Raw genomic sequence first — 18,200 nt, forward strand, 5'->3', positions numbered from 1 at the left:
GAGACGTGAGCGAGTTCCCGTGGATCACGGTCCTCATTGCTGTCCCGGTGCTGACCGCCATCGCCCTGTGGGTGCTGCCGGTCCTGCACAAGCACGCACGCGCCATCGGACTGACGGTCTCCCTGGTCGTGCTCGCCGTGGCCGTCATCATGGCGGCGTCCTTCGACATCGCCGATGCCTCGAGCCACCAGTTCACCGAGCTGGCGGCGTGGATCCCACAGATCGGGGTGAGCTACGCCGTCGGGCTCAACGGTCTCGGGCTGGTGATGGTGCTGCTCGCCACCGCGCTGGTGCCGATCGTCATCGCGGCCGACTGGAACGCCGTCCCCGACGACGGTGACCTCAGCGACCGGCGCCAGGCCACGTTCGTGTCCCTCGTGCTCATGCTCGCGGGGCTCATGGTCGCGGTGTTCGCCGCGCGGGACCTGTTCCTGTTCTACGTGGTCTTCGAGGTCATGCTGCTCCCGGTGTACTTCCTGATCGGGATGTTCGGGGGCACGAACCGGCGCCAGGCGGCCGTGAAGTTCCTGGTCTACTCCCTCGCGGGCGGGCTGGTGATGCTGCTCGGTGTGGTGGTGACCTACCTCAACGGGCCCCGTGGTGAGCAGGGCTTCCTGCTGGACAACCTCGCCGGCTCGATCACCGATCCGACGCTGCAGATGTGGCTGTTCGTGGCGTTCTTCGTGGCCTTCGCGGTGAAGGCGCCGATGTGGCCGGTACACACCTGGTTGCCGGATGCCACCGCCGCCGCCACACCGGGGACCTCCACCCTGCTGGTGGGTGTGCTGGACAAGGTCGGTACCTTCGGCATGATCGCGCTGTGCCTGCCGCTCTTCCCGCAGGCCGCCGCCGACGCCGCGGGTGTCATCGTGGTGCTGGCGTTGATCTCGATTCTCTACGGCGCGTTGGTGGCGATGGGGCAGCAGGACCTGATGCGCTTCACCGCGTTCACGTCCGTCTCGCACTTCGGTTTCATCGTGCTCGGCATCTTCATCGGGTCCGAGGTCGCCATGACCGGGGCGATGTTCTACATGCTCGCTCACGGACTCTCGATCGCCGGGATGTTCCTGCTCGCGGGCTTCCTCGCTGAGCGGGGCGGCTCGCGGCGCATCGACGCCTACGGCGGTTGGCAGCGGGTGACCCCGGTGCTGGCGGGCCTGTTCCTGGTATCCGGTCTCGCGAGCGTGGCCCTGCCGGGCCTGTCCGGGTTCGTGGGGGAGTACCTCGTGCTGATGGGCTCCTTCCAGGTCTCGATCCCCGCCGCGGTCGTGGCCACGCTGGCCGTCGTGCTGGCCGCGCTCTACTTCCTGCTGGTCTACCAGCGGGTGTTCACCGGACCCCCGCCGCCGGACCGGGTGGCCGAGGTCTCCTCCGGTGGGCTGCGTGACCTGCTCGCGCGGGAACGCTGGGCCCTCATTCCGATCGTCGCCGCCATGCTGGTCCTGGGCTTCGTGCCGGGTCCGGTGCTGGACGTGCTGACGCCGATCTCGCAGGTGCTCGTGATGGGAGGCGCCCAGTGACCACCTTCGTCGCCCCCGACATCGATTGGGGTGCACTCGCCCCGGTGATCGCCACCGCACTCGGCGGCGTGATCGCGGTGTTCGTCGCGGTCTTCGTACCAGCCGGCATCCGCCGGGACATCCAGGTCGCTCTGACCTTCCTGACCACGGTGGTGGCACTGCTGCTCGTGGTGTGGCGCTGGGTGGTCGTGGTGGGCACCGGGGAGTCGGTGATCGCCGCCGGCCAGCTCGCCGAGGACGGTCCGGCCCTGGCCGCCCAGCTCGTGATCCTCGTCATCGCACTGGTGGGCTTCGCCGTCGTGGCGGCCCGCGTGGGTGGTGAGGAGGCGTTCGCGCCGCAGGGCGCCGCGCCTCCCGGGTCGGACTACGAGGAGGCCGCCAACCGCGCCGGGCTGCAGCAGACCGAGGTGTTCCCGCTGCTGCTGTTCAGCCTGACCGGGATGCTCGTGTTCCCGATGGCCAACGACCTGCTCGTGCTGTTCGTGGCTCTCGAGGTGCTCTCCCTGCCGCTGTATGTGCTCAGTGCCCTGGCACGCCGTCGTCGACTGCTCTCCCAGGAAGCTGCGCTGAAGTACTTCCTGCTCGGGGCGTTCTCCTCGGCGATCTTCCTGTTCGGCATCGCGCTGCTGTACGGCTACTCCGGTTCGCTGATCTACGGCGACCTCGCCACCGCGGCCAGCGCTACGGCCGGCATGGAGGGTATGGCCGTTGTCGGCTTCGTGCTGCTCCTGGTCGGCCTGCTGTTCAAGGTGGGCGCGGTGCCCTTCCACGCGTGGGTGCCCGACGTCTACCAGGGCGCACCCACCCCGGTCACCGGCTTCATGGCCGCCGCCACCAAGGCTGCAGCCTTCGCCGCCATCGCCCGCGTGCTGTACGTGGCCGCACCTGGTCTCGGGTGGGACCTCGCGCCGCTGCTGTGGGGCGTGGCGATCCTCTCGATGGTGTTCGGCACCGTGCTCGCGATCGTCCAGACGGACATCAAGCGCACCCTGGCCTACTCCTCGATCGCTCACGCCGGCTTCGCGCTCGTGGCCCTCGTGGGGCTCTCGGCGCAGGGCCCCACAGCACTGTTGTTCTACCTGCTCGCGTACGGGGTGGCGACAGTCGGTTCGTTCGCGGTCATCACCGTGGTCCGGGAGCAGGACGAGACCGGCAGCGTGCGTGGTGAGGCCACCCACCTGTCGCAGTGGGCGGGTCTGGGGCGTCGGCACCCGATGCTGGCCTCCGCCATGGGGCTGTTCCTCCTCTCCTTCGCGGGGATCCCGCTCACCGCGGGCTTCATCGGGAAGTTCGAGGCGTTCAGCGCGGCTGCGGACGGCGGAGCCTGGCCGCTCGTGCTCGTCGCCGTGCTCGCCTCCGCGGCAGCCGCGTTCTTCTACGTGCGGGTGATCGTGCTGATGTTCTTCACCCAGCCGGAGGAGTCGGAGATGCCCGGGGCCACGGTCGTGGCGCCCTCGGCGCTCACCACCACCACGGTGGCGGTGTGCGCCGCGCTGACGCTGATTCTCGGTGTGTTCCCGGCGCCGGTTCTCGATCTGCTCTCCCGGGCAGTTATGTTCGTGGTGTGAGCACCACACCCCTGCCGCTGCACGACCCGGGTCTCGAGGACATCCTGGTCGAGGGACTGGCGGAGATCGAGAGGCGGCTGGCCGTGGCGGTCAGCCGGACCAGCGTCCTGGACGATGCGCCCTCCAGCCACCTGCTGAGCGCGGGCGGCAAGCGCATGCGCCCGGCGCTGGCGCTGCTGGCCGCCCAGCTCGGCACCGGCACATCCGAGGAGGTCCTCGAGGCCGCGGTCGGGGTCGAGCTCACTCACCTGGCCTCGCTGTACCACGACGACGTCATGGACTCCGCGAGCACTCGGCGCGGCGCCCCGAGCGCCCACCACGTGTGGGGGAACTCGGTCGCGATCCTGGCCGGTGACCTGCTGTTCGCCCGTGCCTCCCAGACCGTGGCGGGGTTGGGCCCGGTGGCGGTGCGGATCCAGGCGGAGACGTTCGAGCGGCTGTGCGTGGGGCAGCTGCACGAGACGATCGGGCCGCAGGGCGAGACCGACCCGGTGGAGCACCACATCGGTGTGCTCGCCGGGAAGACGGGATCGCTGATCGCCGCCTCCGCGCACTACGGCGCGCTGTTCGCTGGCGTGACCGGGGACGCGCTGCGGGCCGTGGTGGAGTACGGCGAGCGGGTGGGCGTCGCCTTCCAGTTGGCCGACGATGTGCTCGATCTGACCTCCTCCGCCGAGGTGCTCGGGAAGACGCCCGGCACCGATCTGCGCGAGGGTGTTCCCACGATGCCGGTCCTGCTCCTGCGGCGCCGTATCGCGGCGAGCGGCGCGGATGCAGGGGACGCCGAGGGCGTGGCCATCCTGGCTGCCCTGGATGGCGAGTCCGGCGATCTGGCGCAGCCCGCGGTGCTGGCGGACGTGGTGGCGCGGTTGTCCGCACACCCTGTCATGGAGGAGGCCCGCGAGATGGCGCGGCAGTGGTCGCGTGACGCGGTCGCGCAACTGGACGTGCTGCCCGAATCCGCCACGAAGGACGCGATGAAGGAGTTCGCGGACCTCGTCGTGGAGCGAATGGCCTGACCTCTCGGCCGGCCCAGGTGAGGGTTACCTTGCCTGCGGCGCGTAGACTCCACCCGTGGTCAGTCGCCCGATGCCCGTCTGCTAGGAGTTCCGTTTGAGTCTGCGTGTCGCCGTTGTCGGAGCCGGTCCCGCCGGCATCTACGCCTCCGACATCCTCTCCCGCGAGATCCCGGGGATCGCGATCGATCTGTTCGACCGTCTCCCGGCACCCTACGGTCTCGTGCGCTATGGCGTCGCACCCGACCACCCGCGCATCAAGGGGATCGTGTCCGCGCTCAACAAAGTGCTCGCCCGCGGTGACATCCGCCTGCTGGGCAACGTCGATATCGGCACCGACCTGACGCAGGCGGACCTGGCGGCGCACTACGACGCCGTGATCTTCGCCACCGGGGCGATCCATGACGCGGCGCTGGACATCCCCGGTATCGACCTGACCGGCTCCTTCGGTGCCGCCGACTTCGTTTCCTGGTTCGACGGCCACCCGGACTACCCGCGGACGTGGCCGTTGGAGGCACGGGAGATCGCGGTGATCGGCGCGGGGAACGTGGCGCTGGACGTGGCGCGGATGTTGGCCAAGCACCCGAAGGACCTCGCGTCCACCGAGATCCCGGCGAACGTGGCGCAGGGTCTGGCGGCCTCCCCGGTGACCGATGTGCACGTCTTCGCCCGGCGCGGGCCCGCACAGGCCAAGTTCACGCCGCTGGAGCTGCGAGAGCTGGGCCACGTCCCGGACGTGGACGTGGTGGTCTACCCCGAGGACTTCGACTTCGACGAGGGCTCCCAGGCGGCGATGGAGGAGTCGAATCAGGTCCGCCAGGTGGTCACCACCCTCACCGACTGGGCGCTGAACGACCCGGCGGAGTCCACCGCCTCCCGCCGGCTGCACCTGCACTTCCTGCACCGTCCGGTGGAGGTCGTCTCCGACGGTGCCGGTCACGTGGCGGGACTCGTCACCGAGCGCACGGTCCTCGTGGGCGACGGGTCGGTCACGGGCACCGGTGAGATGGTCACCACGCCGGTCCAGGCGCTCTACCGGGCCGTGGGCTACTTCGGCTCACCGCTGCCCGATGTTCCCTTCGACCAGACGCGCGGTGTCATTCCCAACGATGGTGGGCGGGTGCTGGGCGCCGACGGGTCGCCGATCCCCGGGATGTACGCCACCGGCTGGATCAAGCGCGGCCCGGTCGGGCTCATCGGCTCCACCAAGTCCGATGCGCGGGAGACGGTGAGCCACCTGGTCGCCGACCTGCGTGAGGGAATCGGTCTGCGCCCGGTGGTCGAAGGCTCCGAGGACGATGCCGACGTGCTCGCCCTCCTGGCGGAGCGCGGCGTCGAGGTGACGACCTGGCAGGGCTGGGAACTGCTCGAGGCGCACGAGAGGGCGCTCGGTGAGGCCGAGGGTCGCGAGCGCATCAAGGTGGTTCCCCGCGAGGAGATGGTGGCGATCTCCCGCGCCGGCGCCCCGGTGGGCGCCGGCGAGTAGCGCCGTCTGCCCACGGACCGCCCGCCTCCAGGGGACTCCCAGCATTCCTGCCGCACAATGGCAGGGTGACCACCCCCTTCGCACCCGGCCACTCCCACCACAACGCTGCCAAGACCGCGCTGCTGTTCGGTGCGCTCTGGGCGGTGCTCCTTGTGCTCGGCGCGCTCCTGGCAGGGGGCACCGGCAACTCCGCGTTCATCTGGGTCTTCGCCGGTATCGGATTGCTCTCGACCGCCTACAGTTACTGGAACTCCGACAAGATCGCGATCCGGTCCATGCGCGCGCAGCCCGTCACGCGGGAGCAGGCGCCCACGCTCTACCGGATCGTGGAGGAGCTCTCCGCCCGGGCCGGGCAGCCGATGCCGCGCCTGTACGTGGCGCCCACCGAGACCCCGAATGCGTTCGCGACGGGCCGCAACCCACGCAACGCTGCCGTGTGCTGCACGGTGGGGATCATGCGGCTGCTGAACGAGCGCGAACTGCGCGGGGTGTTGGGCCACGAACTGATGCACGTGTACAACCGGGACATCCTGACCTCATCCGTTGCCGCGGCCGTGGCGGGCGTCATCACCTCGGTGGCGCAGTTCATGCTGTTCTTCGGGGGCGGTGGCCGGGACCGCCAGGGCAATCCGATCGCGATGATCGGGATGCTGCTGGCAGCCCTGCTCGCCCCGTTCGCGGCCTCCATGATCCAACTCGCGATCTCCCGTACCCGGGAGTACGACGCCGACGAGGACGGTGCTCGCCTCACGGGTGACCCGCTCGGCCTCGCGTCCGCCTTGCGGGCGATCGAGGCAGGGGTGTCCGCCGCGCCGATGCGAGCGAGTCAGCAGACGGAGAACGTCTCCCATCTCATGATCGCCAACCCCTTCCGCGGCGGTGGCATGAGCCGGATGTTCGCCACGCACCCTCCGATGGCCGACCGCATTGCGCGACTGGAGTCCCAGGCCGGCGTCCGGTAGCGACCCTCGGTGTGCGGCAGGTCACGACACCGTGACCCAAAAGTTATCCGTCTGGGACCCATGGCCCAGGCGGTGGGCGGATGCGGCCAATAGCGTGGACGTCAGTGGTTGAGCAATCCACCACTGACACTCCGGCCCCCATTCTAGAAAGAGAACCACCTCATGCGTTCCGCATTCGACAAGCTCATTTCCTGGACCGGCCTCGGCATGGCCGCCGTCCTCCTCGTCGCCGGTGGCCTGCTGACCTGGGCCTCCGTCTTCGTCGGTGACCAGGTCAACAGCCAGCTCTCCGCGCAGGACATCACGATGCCCACCTCCGAGGCCATCGACGCCCAGCTCGAGAGCGGCCGCCTCAGCCAGGAGGACGCCGACGCGCTGTACCCGTTCGCCGGCAAGGAGATGGTGACCGGCCCCGCGGCCCGCGCCTACGCCGACCACTACATCCAGGCCCACATGAACGCCGGTTCCTACGGCCTCGAGGCCACCGTGTCCGAGATGGGCGTGGACACCTCCGCCTGGGAGCTCCCGCTCACCTACTCCAGCGCCGGAACCGTCTCCAGCGCGATCGAGGCCGACGAGTCCCTGTCCGACGACGTGAAGGCCGAAGCCACCCAGGCCGTCTCCGACTTCCGGATGGACACGCTCTTCACGGGTAACACGCTGCGCGGGCTGCTGCTGTACGGGTACGCGTTCGCCACCATCGGCTCCATCGCCGGTATCGCCGCGGTCGTCTGCTTCGTCGGCGCCGTCGCCCTGGCCATCCTCGGGGTGTTCGGTCTGCGTCACGCCGGCAAGGTGGCCGCGACCGAGAAGGCCGCCGCCTGACCTGCTGACGAACCACGCGACGCCCGGGAACCTCGGTTCCCGGGCGTCGTCGTGTCTGCGGTCAGGGTTTCAGCGGTAGTTGACGAACTGGACCGCGAAGTCGAGGTCGGCGCCCCGCAGGAGTTGCTGCACGGCCTGCAGGTCGTCACGGCTCTTGCTGCTGACCCGGACCTCATCTCCCTGGATCTGCGCCTTGACGCCCTTGGGGCCCTCGTCGCGGATGAGCTTGCCGACCTTCTTGGCGTTCTCCGAGCCCAGGCCCTCCCGCAGGGAGCCCGCGAGCCGATAGAGCTTCCCGGAGAGCGTGGGCTCCTTGTCCTCGCCGAAGTCGATCGACTTCAGGGACACGCCCCGCTTCACGAGTTTGGTCTCCAGCACGTCCAGTGCCGCGGTGACGCGCTCGGCGGAGTTCGCCTGGATGAGGATGCTCTCCCCGCTCCAGGCGATCGAGGCGTCCACACCGCGGAAGTCGTAGCGCTGGGACACCTCCTTGGCGGCCTGGTTCAGGGCGTTGTCGACCTCCTGGCGGTCGACCTTGCTGACGACGTCGAACGAGGAGTCGGCCATCTCGTGCCTCCTTGGGCTGGGCTGGTCACGCGTGCTGCGCGATGGGTTGTGGCCACCCACGGTAGTCGTCCTCGCGCTCAGGCGGCCCCCGTGCGCGCCGAGCGTGTGGTTGCGCACCACCCACCTCGCCGAGGGTGTGGTTGCGCAGGGTTCGCGCGCTGGCGGGCTGCCTAAGGGCACGGTCGGCGGGGGTGTGGTGTGCCGAGGGTGTGGTTGCGCACCACCCACCTCGCCGAGGGTGTGGTTGCGCAGGGTTCGCGCGCTGGCGGGCTGCCTAAGGGCCTGGTCGGCGGGGGTGGGGGAACGCAGAAGGCCCGGACCTTGCGGTCCGGGCCTGGCGTGGCAGGTGAGGGATTCGAACCCCCGAAGCATTCCGCGGCTGATTTACAGTCAGCTCCCTTTGGCCGCTCGGGCAACCTGCCAGTGCCCTCGCGGGCCGGTCGATCATAGCCCCCGAGAGCCCGAGATGCGAAATCCACGACGGCGCAGGTCGCCTCATGCGCCCGGCGCGCCACCCGCCGGGGTGCCCGAAGGACCGACCGCGGCGCCCGCGCCCGCACCCGCGCCCGCGCCCGCACCCGCGACGCGGGCGGCGCGGTGCAGGGCGCGCTCGGCGCGGCGCAGCGCGCGCTCGGCGCGCACCCGGCGGGCGCCGTCGATCGTGATGAGCACCAGTGCCACCCAGACCAGGCCGAACCCGACCCAGCGGGCCACGGGCATCTCCTCGCCGAGCACCACCACCGCCAGGGTGAGCTGGATGATCGGCGTCATGTACTGCAGGGTCCCCACCGTCGCCAGGGGGAGATGACGAGCGGCGCTGGCGAACAGCAGGAGGGGGACCGCCGTCACGGGTCCGGACAGCATCAGCAGCACGGCGTACCACCCGGGCCCGGTGCTCTGGCCGGGGCCGCCGAAGGCGCCCTGTCCGGTCACCGCGAGGAACACCAGATACCCCAGGGCCAGGGGCGTGAGCACCATCGTCTCCACGGTCAACCCGGGCAGCGCGGCGACATCGGCGCCCACCCGGTTCTTCATCAACCCGTACAGTCCGAACGTTCCCGCGAGCGTGAGGGCGATCCACGGGAATGTGCCGTATCCCACACCGATCACGAGCACGGCGAGCGCCGTCAACGCGAGCCCGATCCACTGGGCCGGGACCAGCCGTTCGCGCAGCAGCAGGACCGCGAGCAGGGAGGTCACGATCGGGTTGATGAAGTACCCCAGTGCCGCATCCGCGGTACGGCCGGTGGAGACGGCGATCACGTACACCGTCCAGTTCGTCCCGACCAGGAAGGCGGCGGCGATGAGCAGCCGCATCAGACGGGGGCTGCGCAGCACGGCTCGCACCTGGGAGAAGGAGCGCATCACGGCCAGCAGCAGCACGCACAGCAGCAGGCTCCACACCACGCGGTGGCCCACCACCTCCAGCGCGCCGGCGGGCGCGAGGGCCGCGATGTACAGGGGCATCAGGCCCCACAGCAGGTACGCCGAGATGCCGGCGGGAAGGCCCCAGCGGCTGGGGAGGGGAGCGGCCACGTGCTCAGCCTAGAGCGGCGTGGCGAGGCCCACGTGGAGCCGATTTCGCGTCTGGCCAGAAGTTGTGTACTCTCGCATGGCTGCCCCGATAGCTCAGTCGGCAGAGCGTCTCCATGGTAAGGAGAAGGTCAAGGGTTCGATTCCCTTTCGGGGCTCTGGTCGTGCCACCGCACTCGCGGTGGTCAGGACCGTGGCGGGGTAGCTCAGCTGGTCAGAGCGCACGACTCATAATCGTGAGGTCGCGGGTTCGAGCCCCGCTCCCGCTACCACGTGTGCCCCGCCGGGGTGCACTTCGTCCCGCGCGTCGGCCGCTGCACCGGCGAGCGGTGAGCCCGGGCAGCAACGCGACGAAAAGGACACGGCCGTGGCCAGCAAGACCTCTGACATCCGCCCGAAGATCACTCTCGCCTGCTCGGAGTGCAAGGAGCGGAACTACATCACCAAGAAGAACCGTCGGAACAACCCCGACCGTCTCGAGCTGAAGAAGTACTGCGCGCGCTGCAACACCTCCACGGCGCACCGCGAGACCCGCTGAGCCCACGTGGCAGTCGACTCCTCGCGGATCGGGTCGGTCTTCACCGGCACGCCCGCCTTCGAGGTCTCACGCCGTCACGTCCAGCAGTTCGCTGACGTGGTGGGTGCCACCAGCCCGGTCCACCGCGATCTCGCGGCGGCCCGGGCTGCGGGCTATCCGGACCTGCTCGCTCCGGTGACCTTCGCGGTCGTGATCGCGCAGGAGGCCGAGGCCCAGTACGTGGCCGACCCGGCCTCGGGCATCGACTTCTCCCGGGTGGTGCACGCGGAGGAGTCCTTCGCCCACCACCGCCCGATCGTGGCCGGCCAGGCGCTGGGCGCCGCCGTGCACGTGGACGACATCGTGGAGCGCCGCGGCCTCACGATGGTCACCACCCGCACGGAGATCACCGATGCGGACGGCGCAGCCGTCGCGACCGTCGGTTCCACCCTGGCGATCCGAGGAGCGCAGGAATGACCGGCATCCTGGACCACCTGGAGCAGGGCGCTGAGGTCTTCACCCGCACCGTGGCCCTCTCGCGGGACCGGCTCGTGCGCTACGCGGCCGCGAGCGGCGATTTCAACCCGATCCACTACAACGACACGGTGGCCACCTCGGTGGGCCTACCCGGTGTCATCGCCCACGGGATGCTCACCATGGGCCTGGCCGGTTCCGTACTCACCGACTGGCTGGAATCCCTCGCGCCCGGCGGCGCCGCGCGCGTGCGGCGCTACGGCACCCGCTTCTCCCGGCCGATCCCCGTGCCCGCCACGGGCGAGGTCGAACTCACGGTCACCGGGACCGTGGGCGCCCTGGATGCGGACGTCGACGGCGTGCCCTGCGTGCGCATCGACCTGCGGGCGCAGGCTGCTGGCGTGACGGTGCTCGCCAAGGCCCAGGTGTTCGTCTCCCGCGCCTGACCTTCCGCCCGCGCGGCAGGAGCCGCCCGGTCAGCCGGCCAGGGTCGTGCCGGGCCGCGCCGTGATCTCCAACTCCACCGAGTCCGCCGACTCGTCATTCAGCAGGGCGATCGCGGCGCGCGCGGCGAGCTTGCCCTTCTGCAACGCGGGCTGCGACATGCTCTCCACCACATCCGGCGCGAGCCAGGGCAGGTCCACACCGTCGAACCCGGTCACCGCGACGTCGCCGGGAACCGATAGCCCGAGTTCGCGTGCCGCGAGCACAACACCAGCGGCCAGGAGATCGGAGAAGGCCATGATCGCCGTCGGCCGTGGGGCCTGGGCGAGCAGCGCCTTCGCCGCCTCATAGCCCTCCTCCACCAAGGATCCGCGTGTCACGTAGACATGTGCGGGCTCGATCCCGGCGCGCAGCACCCCCGCGAGCCGACGCGCCGTGAACGGGTAGGTGGGATCGTTCGTGCCCTCGGGCAACAGCCCGCAGGGCACGTCCTCGTCCCAGGCCATCGTCACCAGGGCGATCCGCTCGTGACCGCGCGCGCGGACGGCCTCACCGAGCGTCCGCATGGCCGAGGTGTCGGCCAGGCCGATGACGACGACCTCCGGGGCGTTCGCGGGGGCCTCACCCTCCACCAGCACCACCCCCAGGCCGCGTTCGCGCAGCGCGGTCACGACCGGGTTCTCACCGCCGGTGGGGGACAGCACGATGGCGGCGTCCATGGCCGCACGCCGGGCGATGGCGGCGCCCTCGTGGGAGGAGGAGGCACGGATGAGCAGCATTCCCAGGTCGTGCGCGCCCAGCGCATCGGCGATGCCGTCGAGCACGCGCACGGCCACCGGGTCGCGGAAGGAGGAGGCGAGCTCGCCGTGGGTGAGGACTCCCACTACGCCGCTCGCGCCGCGCCGTAGGGAGCGGGCCAGGGGGTCGGGGCCGGTGTAGCCCAGCTCGGCGGCCGCGGCGAGCACACGTTCGCGGGTGGCGGGGGAGACGGGCCCCGAGCCGGAGAACGTCAGTGAGGCCGTCGAGGGGGAGACCCCCGCGAGGCGAGCGACATCCGCCAGTGTGGCTCTCGCCATGCCGTCTCCCTCCGGGCGGTCGGAGCACGTGCTGGTGGTCGCGCTCCCAGGTGTGGCCCACACTAGTCGACATGTCTCGAATCGATTCGAAGGGCTCGCCGCACACCTCCGTCCGAGCCGCGTCCTGGGCCACGGTGACCGTCTTCGCCCTGAACGGGTTCGTGTTCGCCTCCTGGCTGTCCCGCCTTCCTGCCATCCGGGACGACCTCGGCCTCACGCCCTCGACCATCGGCCTTCTCCTCCTGGTGGGCTCCCTCGGGTCGGTGATCGCTCTTCCCCTCGCCGGCACGGTGGTGACCCGGTGGGGGACCGCCCGCACCGTGGCGGGCGCCGCCCTGCTCGCATCGGTGGGACTGCTCGGGGTGATGATCGCCTTCGGCGCGTCATCCGTCGTGGCGATGGCCGCGCTGCTGGCCCTCACCCAGGCCGGGATCGCGGCGTGGGACGTGGCGATGAACCTCGAGGGCACCCGGGTGGAGCAGGCCCTGCACCGGGCGATCATGCCCGCTTACCATGCGGCCTTCTCCGGCGGAACGGTGTTCGGCGCGGGACTCGGGGCTCTCATGGCACACCTGGGCGTGCCGGTAGCGGTCCATCTGCTCGGCGCCGCCGCCCTCGCGGTGCTCCTGGTGGCGGCGGCGGTGCGGCGCTTCCTCCCCCAGCCGAGCGCGGCCCCCGAGGGGCATGGCACGGCTGACAGTGGTGGCACGGGTGGGCTCGGGGATGACGGCGAGGCAGCGAACGCCCATCGCGCGGGCGCGGGTGCGCGCGCAGCGCTCGCCGCATGGCTGGAGCCGCGCACCCTGCTCATCGGCCTCATGGTGCTCTCCGCGGCGCTGACCGAGGGTGCTGCCAACGACTGGCTCACCCTGGCCAGCATCGACGCCTTCGGACTGGACAACTCCCAGGGGGCATTGGTGCTCGCCGTCTTCCTCGTGGCGATGACGGCGATGCGGTTGGTGGGCACCCGACTGCTGGACGCCTGGGGCCGGGTGCTGGTGCTACGGGTGTGCATCGCCGCGGCTCTCCTCGGCCTGTTGGCCTTCACGCTCGCGCCGGTGCCCTGGCTCGCGATCATCGGCGTGGTGCTGTGGGGCATCGGCGCGGCGCTCGGGTTCCCCGTCGGGATGTCGGCGGCCTCCGACGAGCCTGCCCACGCGGCGGCCCGGCTCTCGGTGGTCTCCACGATCGGCTACACGGCGTTCCTCGCCGGCCCGCCGCTGCTCGGCCTGCTCGCGGAGCACGTGGGGCTGCGCCACGCGCTGCTGGTGATCGCCGTACCGCTGCTGATCAGCCTGCTCGTGACCGGGGCCGCGCGGCCGCCCCGGGTGACGGCAACCGCGGACGGGGCGACCCGGGGGTCGTAGGCTCGGGGTGTGACGACACTCGCCGAGCTGACCACCCTGCGCACCGGGGGCGAGATCGCCCGCTACGTCGAGATCGACTCCGAGGCAGATCTCCTCGCGGTGATCGCCGAGGCCGACGACGCCGATGAGCCGCTGCTCGTGCTCGGCGGGGGATCCAACGTGCTGGCCTCGGACGAGGCCTTCGAGGGGGTGGTCGTCCGCGACACCCGCCGCGGGGTGCGGGTGCGGGAGTCCTCCGCCTGTGGTGGCGCCGACATCGTGGTCCCGGCCGGGGAGGTGTGGGACGAGGTCGTGGTGCGAGCGGTCGCCGAGGGCTGGTCCGGTATCGAGGCGCTCAGCGGCATCCCCGGCAGCATGGGGGCCACACCCGTGCAGAACGTCGGTGCGTACGGGCAGGAGGTGGGCGACGTGCTCGCTTTCGTGCGCACCTGGGACCGCGGCGCGGGCCGGATCCGTACCTTCGCGAACGCCCAGCTCCACCTCGGCTACCGCACCTCCCTGCTCAAGCGCTCCTTCACGGCAGACGAGGAGGGCCGGGCCTGGTCACCGACCCCCCGCTACGTGGTGCTCGAGGTGGGTCTGCAGCTCCCGCTGGCCACCCGCAGCGCCCCCGTCCGCTACGCCGAACTCGCCCGCACCCTGGGCGTGGAGGTGGGGGAGCGGGTGGAGTCCGCCGCCGTCCGCGAGGCCGTGCTCGGCCTGCGCGCAGGTAAGGGCATGGTGTTGGACGCCGCGGACCACGACACCTGGAGCGCCGGGTCGTTCTTCACCAACCCACTGCTGGCGCCCGAGGACGCCGCCCGGCTCCCCGAGGTCGCCCCCCGGTTCCCGGCGGGGGAGGGCCGGGTGAAGACCTCCGCGGCCTGGCTGATCTCCCACGCCGGCTTCGAGCGGGGTCACGGGCTGCCGGGGCCGGCGGCGCTGTCCACCAAGCACACCCTCGCGCTGACGAACCGCGGCGGAGCGCGTGCAGTGGACCTGGTGCGCCTCGCCCGCGAGGTGCGCGACGGTGTGGAGCGCGCCTTCGGGGTGCGCCTGGAGCCGGAGCCCGTGCTGCTCGGCGTCAGCCTGTAGCCGCGGCGCCCACTGAATCGCCTCTCTGGCCTTGGATCTCTGGCGTGGACCCTTGGACCGGGGCCCTAGCCGGGGGTGGCGAGCCAGGCGTCGACCTCCGTCAGCCAGCGGCGGCGCATCGACTCGGGTGCGAGGCTCGCGCGAATGGAGTCGCGGGCCAGGTCGGCCAACGCGGCGTCGTCCAGATGGTGCACGTGGCGGGCGGCCTCGTACTGTGCCGCGAGGCGGGAGCCGAAGAGCAGGGGGTCGTCCGCGCCCAGGGCGATCGGTACCCCGGCCTCCCGCAGCGAACCCAGCGGCACCTGACGGTTCTCCCGGTAGACCCCGAGGGAGACGTTCGAGGCGGGACACACCTCGCACGCGATCCCGCGTCTCGCCAGGTCCTCCAGCAGTGCAGGGTCCTCGGCGGCGCGCACTCCGTGACCCAGCCGGACCGGATCCAGGTGCTGCACCACCTCGCGCACGTGCTGCGGTCCCAGGAGTTCCCCGCCGTGTGGCACGCCGGGCAGGCCGGCGCGTCGGGCGATCGCGAACGCGGGGCCGAAGGCGCTGGTGTCGCCGCGCCGCTCGTCGTTGGACAACCCGAAGGCGACGACCTGGCCGGGACCGTCGCCCGCGTACCGGGCGGCCAGGCGGGCGAGGGTACGGGCCTCCAGGGGATGGCGCATCCGTGAGGAGGCGACCACCACACCCACCGAGATGTCGGTGAGGGACGAGACGCTCCGCGCCTCGTCGAGCGCGATCTCCAACGCTGGTGTCAGGCCGCCCACGTGCGGGGCGTAGGAGGTGGGGTCCACCTGGATCTCCAGGCGCCGCGAACCCTCCGCGACGTCGTCCAGGACCGCCTCGCGCACGATCCGGCGCATCGCCGATTCCGAGCGCACCACGGCGCGCGCCGCGTCGTAGAGCCGCTGGAACCGGAACCAGCCGCGGGCGTCCGCGGGGACGTCCGGCACATCGTCCACCAGTGCCGACGGCAGCCGCAGGCCCTGCTCGGCGGCGAGCTGGACGAGGGTCTCCGGACGCATCGATCCCGTGAAGTGCAGGTGCAGGTGCGCCTTCGGCAGGGCGATCAGGTCACGCATCACGGCCCACTGTAGGCCGGGTGGCGCACGGTGGGCTCGCGCACCCCGCACCCCGCACCCCGCACCCCGAACCCCCACCCCTCTGCCGGGCGCGGGAGGGCCGGCCATGGCCGGGGCGCGAGGACCCACGCGGCGACCGGGGGCCTGACGCGAGATGAGAGGAGTCTCATCCGCACCTCACCGACCTCTCACACGGGTGCGGCGAACTGGATGCCATGACCAGCCCAGGCGAGGACCGCACCCTCCTGACCGGTGCCGAGCGCACCGCCCTGGTGCGCGCGGCGCTGCACCTGCGCCGCCCCACCCCGCTGTCGGTTCACGTGGAGCGCGTGCAGGCCCGCCCCGACGGCGTGAGCGTGGGCTATCAGGTCGACGCCCCGGTCGGGCGGTGCTATCTGATGGCGTCCACGGTGCCCGCCGCGCTCGCCACGGCCCCGGTTGTGGTGACCACGAATACTCACGAACTCCGGGTGGCCGTGTGGTCGCACCCGGGCGACCCCCAATTGCCGGGCCTGGCCGAGGCATGCGACCTGGAACGGGTGCGCGCCTGGCTGCCCGAGGCCCGTGGGTTGGAGTTGATGACGTACCGCGCGCTGCGCCGCGCCGTGATCAAGGTGACGGGCCGGCAGGGGCCGCTCGCCTACCTCAAGGTGGTGCGACCGGCGGCGGCACCCGCGCTCGCGTTGCGGCACCGCGGGTTCCCGGGGGCTCCCCGGGTGCTGGGCAGCCCCGCTCCCGGCGTGCTGGCGCTCGAGCCACTCGCAGGCGGGACGCTGGCCGCATGGGTCGCCGCCGGGGGTGCCCCCGTGCCGCTGGCGCGTCTGATCGGCGCACCGGTCCCGGGGGCCGCGGCGATCCCCAGGGTCCCGCCCGTCTCGGAGCGGCTGTCCGAGCACGTCCGGATGATCGAGCCGCGCGTGGTCGGGACGCAGCGCCGCCACCTGCTGGACCTCAGCCGGGATCTCCACGGTGCGTTGGCGGCGAGTGCCGCACCACGACCCGTGGTGCTCACACACGGTGATCTGCACGGGGACAACGTCATCGTGGACGCGGCCGGTCGGCCCTGCGGCGTCCTGGACGTGGACCGCTGCGGCCCCGGGTTCCTCCTGGACGACGTGGCCTGCCTGCTCGCCCACACCGAGGTGAGCGCCGCTATGAACGACGGCGCGGCCCGCGACCACCTGGCGGCTGCCGCCCAGGCGTGGTGGCGGCAGGCGATGCACCCGGCGCTGCGGCGCCACACCGACCCGGCGGCGCTCGCCGCCCGGACCGCGGCGTCGATCCTGGCGCTCGCGGGGGTCTGCCCGGACGGGACCGTCCCGTCCGTTCTCGACCTCGCGGACGCGTACCTGCGCCGCGGGCACCAGCGAAAGGACGCATCATGAGCAAGCGCATCTGGATCGCCACCGGCACGCTCGGCGCTCTCGCCGCCGTGGGCTTCGGCACCGCAGCAGCGCAGGAGGATCCGGCCACCACGGCCGGGACCACGCGGGCTGCCGCGGGCGGTGATCTCACCCGGACGGAGGCGGCCATGGAGACCGCGCCGTCGACGGCCGACCTCACTGCGACCACGACGGGTCCGACATCGGCGGTCACGACAGTCAGCGTCACGTCCGTCGTGAGTCCGGTGAGTCCGGTGAGTCCCGCGTCGCCGGTGAGCCCGGTCTCGCCGGTCTCGCCGGTGAGCTCCGTGTCGCCGGTGAGCCCCGTGTCGCCGGTGAGCCCCGTGTCGCCGGTGAGCCCCGTGTCGCCGGTGAGCCCCGTGTCGCCGGTGAGCCCCGTGTCGCCGGTGAGCCCCGTCTCGCCGGTGAGCCCCGCGTCGGCGGCCAGCCCCGCGTCGCCGGTCAGCACGGTCTCGCCGGCCAGCCCCGTGTCGCCGGTGAGCCCCGCGTCGCCGGCCAGCCCCGTGTCGCCGGTGAGCCCCGCGTCGCCGGCCAGCCCCGTGTCGCCGGTGAGCCCCGCGTCGCCGGCCAGCCCCGCGTCGGCGGACTGACGATCCGGCTGACGCCGGTACCCGCGCCGGCGTCAGCCGCAGCGGTAGCCCATCCCTCGCACGGTGGTGATGAGTTCCGTACCGAGCTTGCGTCGCAAGTACCGGACGTACACATCGACCACGTTGGAACCGGGGTCGAAGTCGTATCCCCAGACCCGGGAGAGCAGTTGCTCCCTGCTGAGGACCTGCCCGGGATGGCGCAGGAACACCTCGGCGAGGGCGAACTCGCGGGCGGAGAGTTCCACCTCGCGGTCCCCGACCCGCGCCCGGCGGGAGCGCATGTCGAGGGCGATGTCCCCCCATCGGATGACGGCATCGCTCTCGCTGACGGCGGACGAACGCAATCGCAGTCGTACCCGTGCGAGGAGTTCCTCGAACCGGAACGGCTTGGCCATGTAGTCGTCGGCGCCACCCTCCAGGCCCGCCACGGTGTCGGTCACCGAGTCGCGGGCCGTCAGCATGATGATGGCGATCGAGCTCCCGTGGCGGCGCAGCGTCCGCGCCACCTCCATGCCGTCGCCGTCGGGCAGGCCGAGGTCCAGGATCATCAGGTCGAAGGCGCCGCCGAGTCCCGCCTCGACCGCCTCGGCGGCCGTGCCCACCACGGTCGGCTGGTACCCGGCGGCGCGTAGGCCCTTCGCCACGAACGCCGCGATGCGCTCGGAGTCCTCCACGATCACGATCTGGCTCACG

18 protein-coding genes and 3 tRNA genes are annotated in these 18,200 nt (G+C 71.6%); 15 read left to right on the plus strand and 6 right to left on the minus strand.

Annotated features, from left to right (window positions below; all coding sequences use genetic code 11):
* The first annotated feature begins 5 nt into the window (after positions 1–5).
* The 6 genes from ATL40_RS02190 to ATL40_RS02215 all read left to right on the plus strand — a co-directional run bounded on the left by ATL40_RS02190 (position 6) and on the right by ATL40_RS02215 (position 7,377).
* Positions 6–1,520 (plus strand): NADH-quinone oxidoreductase subunit M, encoded by a 1,515-nt coding sequence (locus ATL40_RS02190; protein WP_098468112.1) that lies wholly within the window; start codon positions 6–8, stop codon positions 1,518–1,520.
* The gene (gene nuoN, locus ATL40_RS02195) at positions 1,517–3,088 is read left to right on the plus strand and encodes an NADH-quinone oxidoreductase subunit NuoN (RefSeq protein ID WP_098468113.1); all 1,572 of its coding nucleotides are present in this window, start codon (positions 1,517–1,519) and stop codon (positions 3,086–3,088) included. The genes ATL40_RS02190 and nuoN overlap by 4 nt, the downstream gene beginning before the upstream one ends.
* Positions 3,085–4,107, plus strand: coding sequence for a polyprenyl synthetase family protein (locus ATL40_RS02200; RefSeq protein WP_098468114.1), 1,023 nt, complete (start codon positions 3,085–3,087; stop codon positions 4,105–4,107). The genes nuoN and ATL40_RS02200 overlap by 4 nt, the downstream gene beginning before the upstream one ends.
* A 100-nt stretch (positions 4,108–4,207) precedes the next feature.
* On the plus strand, positions 4,208–5,590 hold the full coding sequence (locus tag ATL40_RS02205; protein ID WP_098470219.1) for an FAD-dependent oxidoreductase: 1,383 nt from the start codon (positions 4,208–4,210) through the stop codon (positions 5,588–5,590).
* 65 nt (positions 5,591–5,655) lie between these two features.
* Positions 5,656–6,552 carry a zinc metalloprotease HtpX gene (gene htpX, locus ATL40_RS02210; RefSeq protein ID WP_098468115.1) on the plus strand — a complete coding sequence of 299 codons (897 nt, stop codon included), beginning with the start codon at positions 5,656–5,658 and terminating at the stop codon, positions 6,550–6,552.
* Between the two features lie 162 nt (positions 6,553–6,714).
* Positions 6,715–7,377 carry a hypothetical protein gene (locus tag ATL40_RS02215; protein WP_098468116.1) on the plus strand — a complete coding sequence of 221 codons (663 nt, stop codon included), beginning with the start codon at positions 6,715–6,717 and terminating at the stop codon, positions 7,375–7,377.
* 69 nt (positions 7,378–7,446) lie between these two features.
* Here the strand turns inward: ATL40_RS02215 and ATL40_RS02220 are convergent, their stop codons facing one another.
* The 3 genes from ATL40_RS02220 to rarD all read right to left on the minus strand — a co-directional run bounded on the left by ATL40_RS02220 (position 7,447) and on the right by rarD (position 9,480).
* A complete protein-coding gene (locus ATL40_RS02220; protein WP_098468117.1) occupies positions 7,447–7,944 on the minus strand; it encodes a YajQ family cyclic di-GMP-binding protein in 498 nt (165 codons plus the stop codon).
* Positions 7,945–8,284: 340 nt separating this feature from the next.
* Positions 8,285–8,366, minus strand: a tRNA-Tyr gene (locus ATL40_RS02225).
* Positions 8,367–8,439: 73 nt separating this feature from the next.
* Positions 8,440–9,480: an EamA family transporter RarD gene (gene rarD, locus ATL40_RS02230; protein WP_245866615.1), complete on the minus strand. Its 1,041-nt coding sequence runs from the start codon at positions 9,478–9,480 to the stop codon at positions 8,440–8,442.
* Positions 9,481–9,562: 82 nt separating this feature from the next.
* Here rarD and ATL40_RS02235 point away from each other — a divergent pair.
* The 5 genes from ATL40_RS02235 (at position 9,563) to ATL40_RS02255 (ending at position 10,914) form a co-directional block, all read left to right on the plus strand.
* A tRNA-Thr gene (locus ATL40_RS02235) sits at positions 9,563–9,635 on the plus strand.
* Between the two features lie 37 nt (positions 9,636–9,672).
* Positions 9,673–9,749 (plus strand) — tRNA-Met (locus ATL40_RS02240).
* 95 nt (positions 9,750–9,844) lie between these two features.
* Positions 9,845–10,015 (plus strand): 50S ribosomal protein L33, encoded by a 171-nt coding sequence (gene rpmG / locus ATL40_RS02245; RefSeq protein WP_098468118.1) that lies wholly within the window; start codon positions 9,845–9,847, stop codon positions 10,013–10,015.
* A gap of 6 nt (positions 10,016–10,021) precedes the next feature.
* On the plus strand, positions 10,022–10,471 hold the full coding sequence (locus ATL40_RS02250; protein WP_098468119.1) for an FAS1-like dehydratase domain-containing protein: 450 nt from the start codon (positions 10,022–10,024) through the stop codon (positions 10,469–10,471).
* Positions 10,468–10,914, plus strand: a complete 447-nt coding sequence (locus tag ATL40_RS02255; protein ID WP_211283045.1) for a MaoC/PaaZ C-terminal domain-containing protein — start codon at positions 10,468–10,470, stop codon at positions 10,912–10,914. The genes ATL40_RS02250 and ATL40_RS02255 overlap by 4 nt, the downstream gene beginning before the upstream one ends.
* A gap of 30 nt (positions 10,915–10,944) precedes the next feature.
* Here the strand turns inward: ATL40_RS02255 and ATL40_RS02260 are convergent, their stop codons facing one another.
* On the minus strand, positions 10,945–11,988 hold the full coding sequence (locus tag ATL40_RS02260) for a LacI family DNA-binding transcriptional regulator (RefSeq protein WP_098468120.1): 1,044 nt from the start codon (positions 11,986–11,988) through the stop codon (positions 10,945–10,947).
* Between the two features lie 71 nt (positions 11,989–12,059).
* Here ATL40_RS02260 and ATL40_RS02265 point away from each other — a divergent pair, with 71 nt between their 5' ends.
* The gene (locus tag ATL40_RS02265; protein ID WP_098468121.1) at positions 12,060–13,355 is read left to right on the plus strand and encodes an MFS transporter; all 1,296 of its coding nucleotides are present in this window, start codon (positions 12,060–12,062) and stop codon (positions 13,353–13,355) included.
* A gap of 9 nt (positions 13,356–13,364) precedes the next feature.
* The gene (locus tag ATL40_RS02270; RefSeq protein ID WP_098468122.1) at positions 13,365–14,429 is read left to right on the plus strand and encodes a UDP-N-acetylmuramate dehydrogenase; all 1,065 of its coding nucleotides are present in this window, start codon (positions 13,365–13,367) and stop codon (positions 14,427–14,429) included.
* Positions 14,430–14,494: 65 nt separating this feature from the next.
* On the opposite strand, the gene ATL40_RS02275 is transcribed toward ATL40_RS02270, so the two are convergent.
* Complete coding sequence (locus ATL40_RS02275) at positions 14,495–15,514, minus strand: adenosine deaminase (protein ID WP_098470222.1); 1,020 nt, start codon at positions 15,512–15,514, stop codon at positions 14,495–14,497.
* A 215-nt stretch (positions 15,515–15,729) separates the two neighbouring features.
* On the opposite strand from ATL40_RS02275, the gene ATL40_RS15135 reads away from it, so the two are divergent.
* On the plus strand, positions 15,730–16,899 hold the full coding sequence (locus ATL40_RS15135; RefSeq protein ID WP_098468123.1) for an aminoglycoside phosphotransferase family protein: 1,170 nt from the start codon (positions 15,730–15,732) through the stop codon (positions 16,897–16,899).
* Positions 16,896–17,507 carry a hypothetical protein gene (locus tag ATL40_RS15140; RefSeq protein WP_098468124.1) on the plus strand — a complete coding sequence of 204 codons (612 nt, stop codon included), beginning with the start codon at positions 16,896–16,898 and terminating at the stop codon, positions 17,505–17,507. Before ATL40_RS15135 ends, ATL40_RS15140 begins: the two co-directional genes overlap by 4 nt.
* 32 nt (positions 17,508–17,539) lie before the next feature.
* On the opposite strand, the gene ATL40_RS02290 is transcribed toward ATL40_RS15140, so the two are convergent.
* On the minus strand, positions 17,540–18,199 hold the full coding sequence (locus ATL40_RS02290) for a response regulator transcription factor (RefSeq protein ID WP_098468125.1): 660 nt from the start codon (positions 18,197–18,199) through the stop codon (positions 17,540–17,542).
* Position 18,200 lies beyond the last annotated feature (1 nt).

It is taken from the genome of Serinibacter salmoneus (assembly GCF_002563925.1).
Taxonomy (GTDB): domain Bacteria; phylum Actinomycetota; class Actinomycetes; order Actinomycetales; family Beutenbergiaceae; genus Serinibacter; species Serinibacter salmoneus.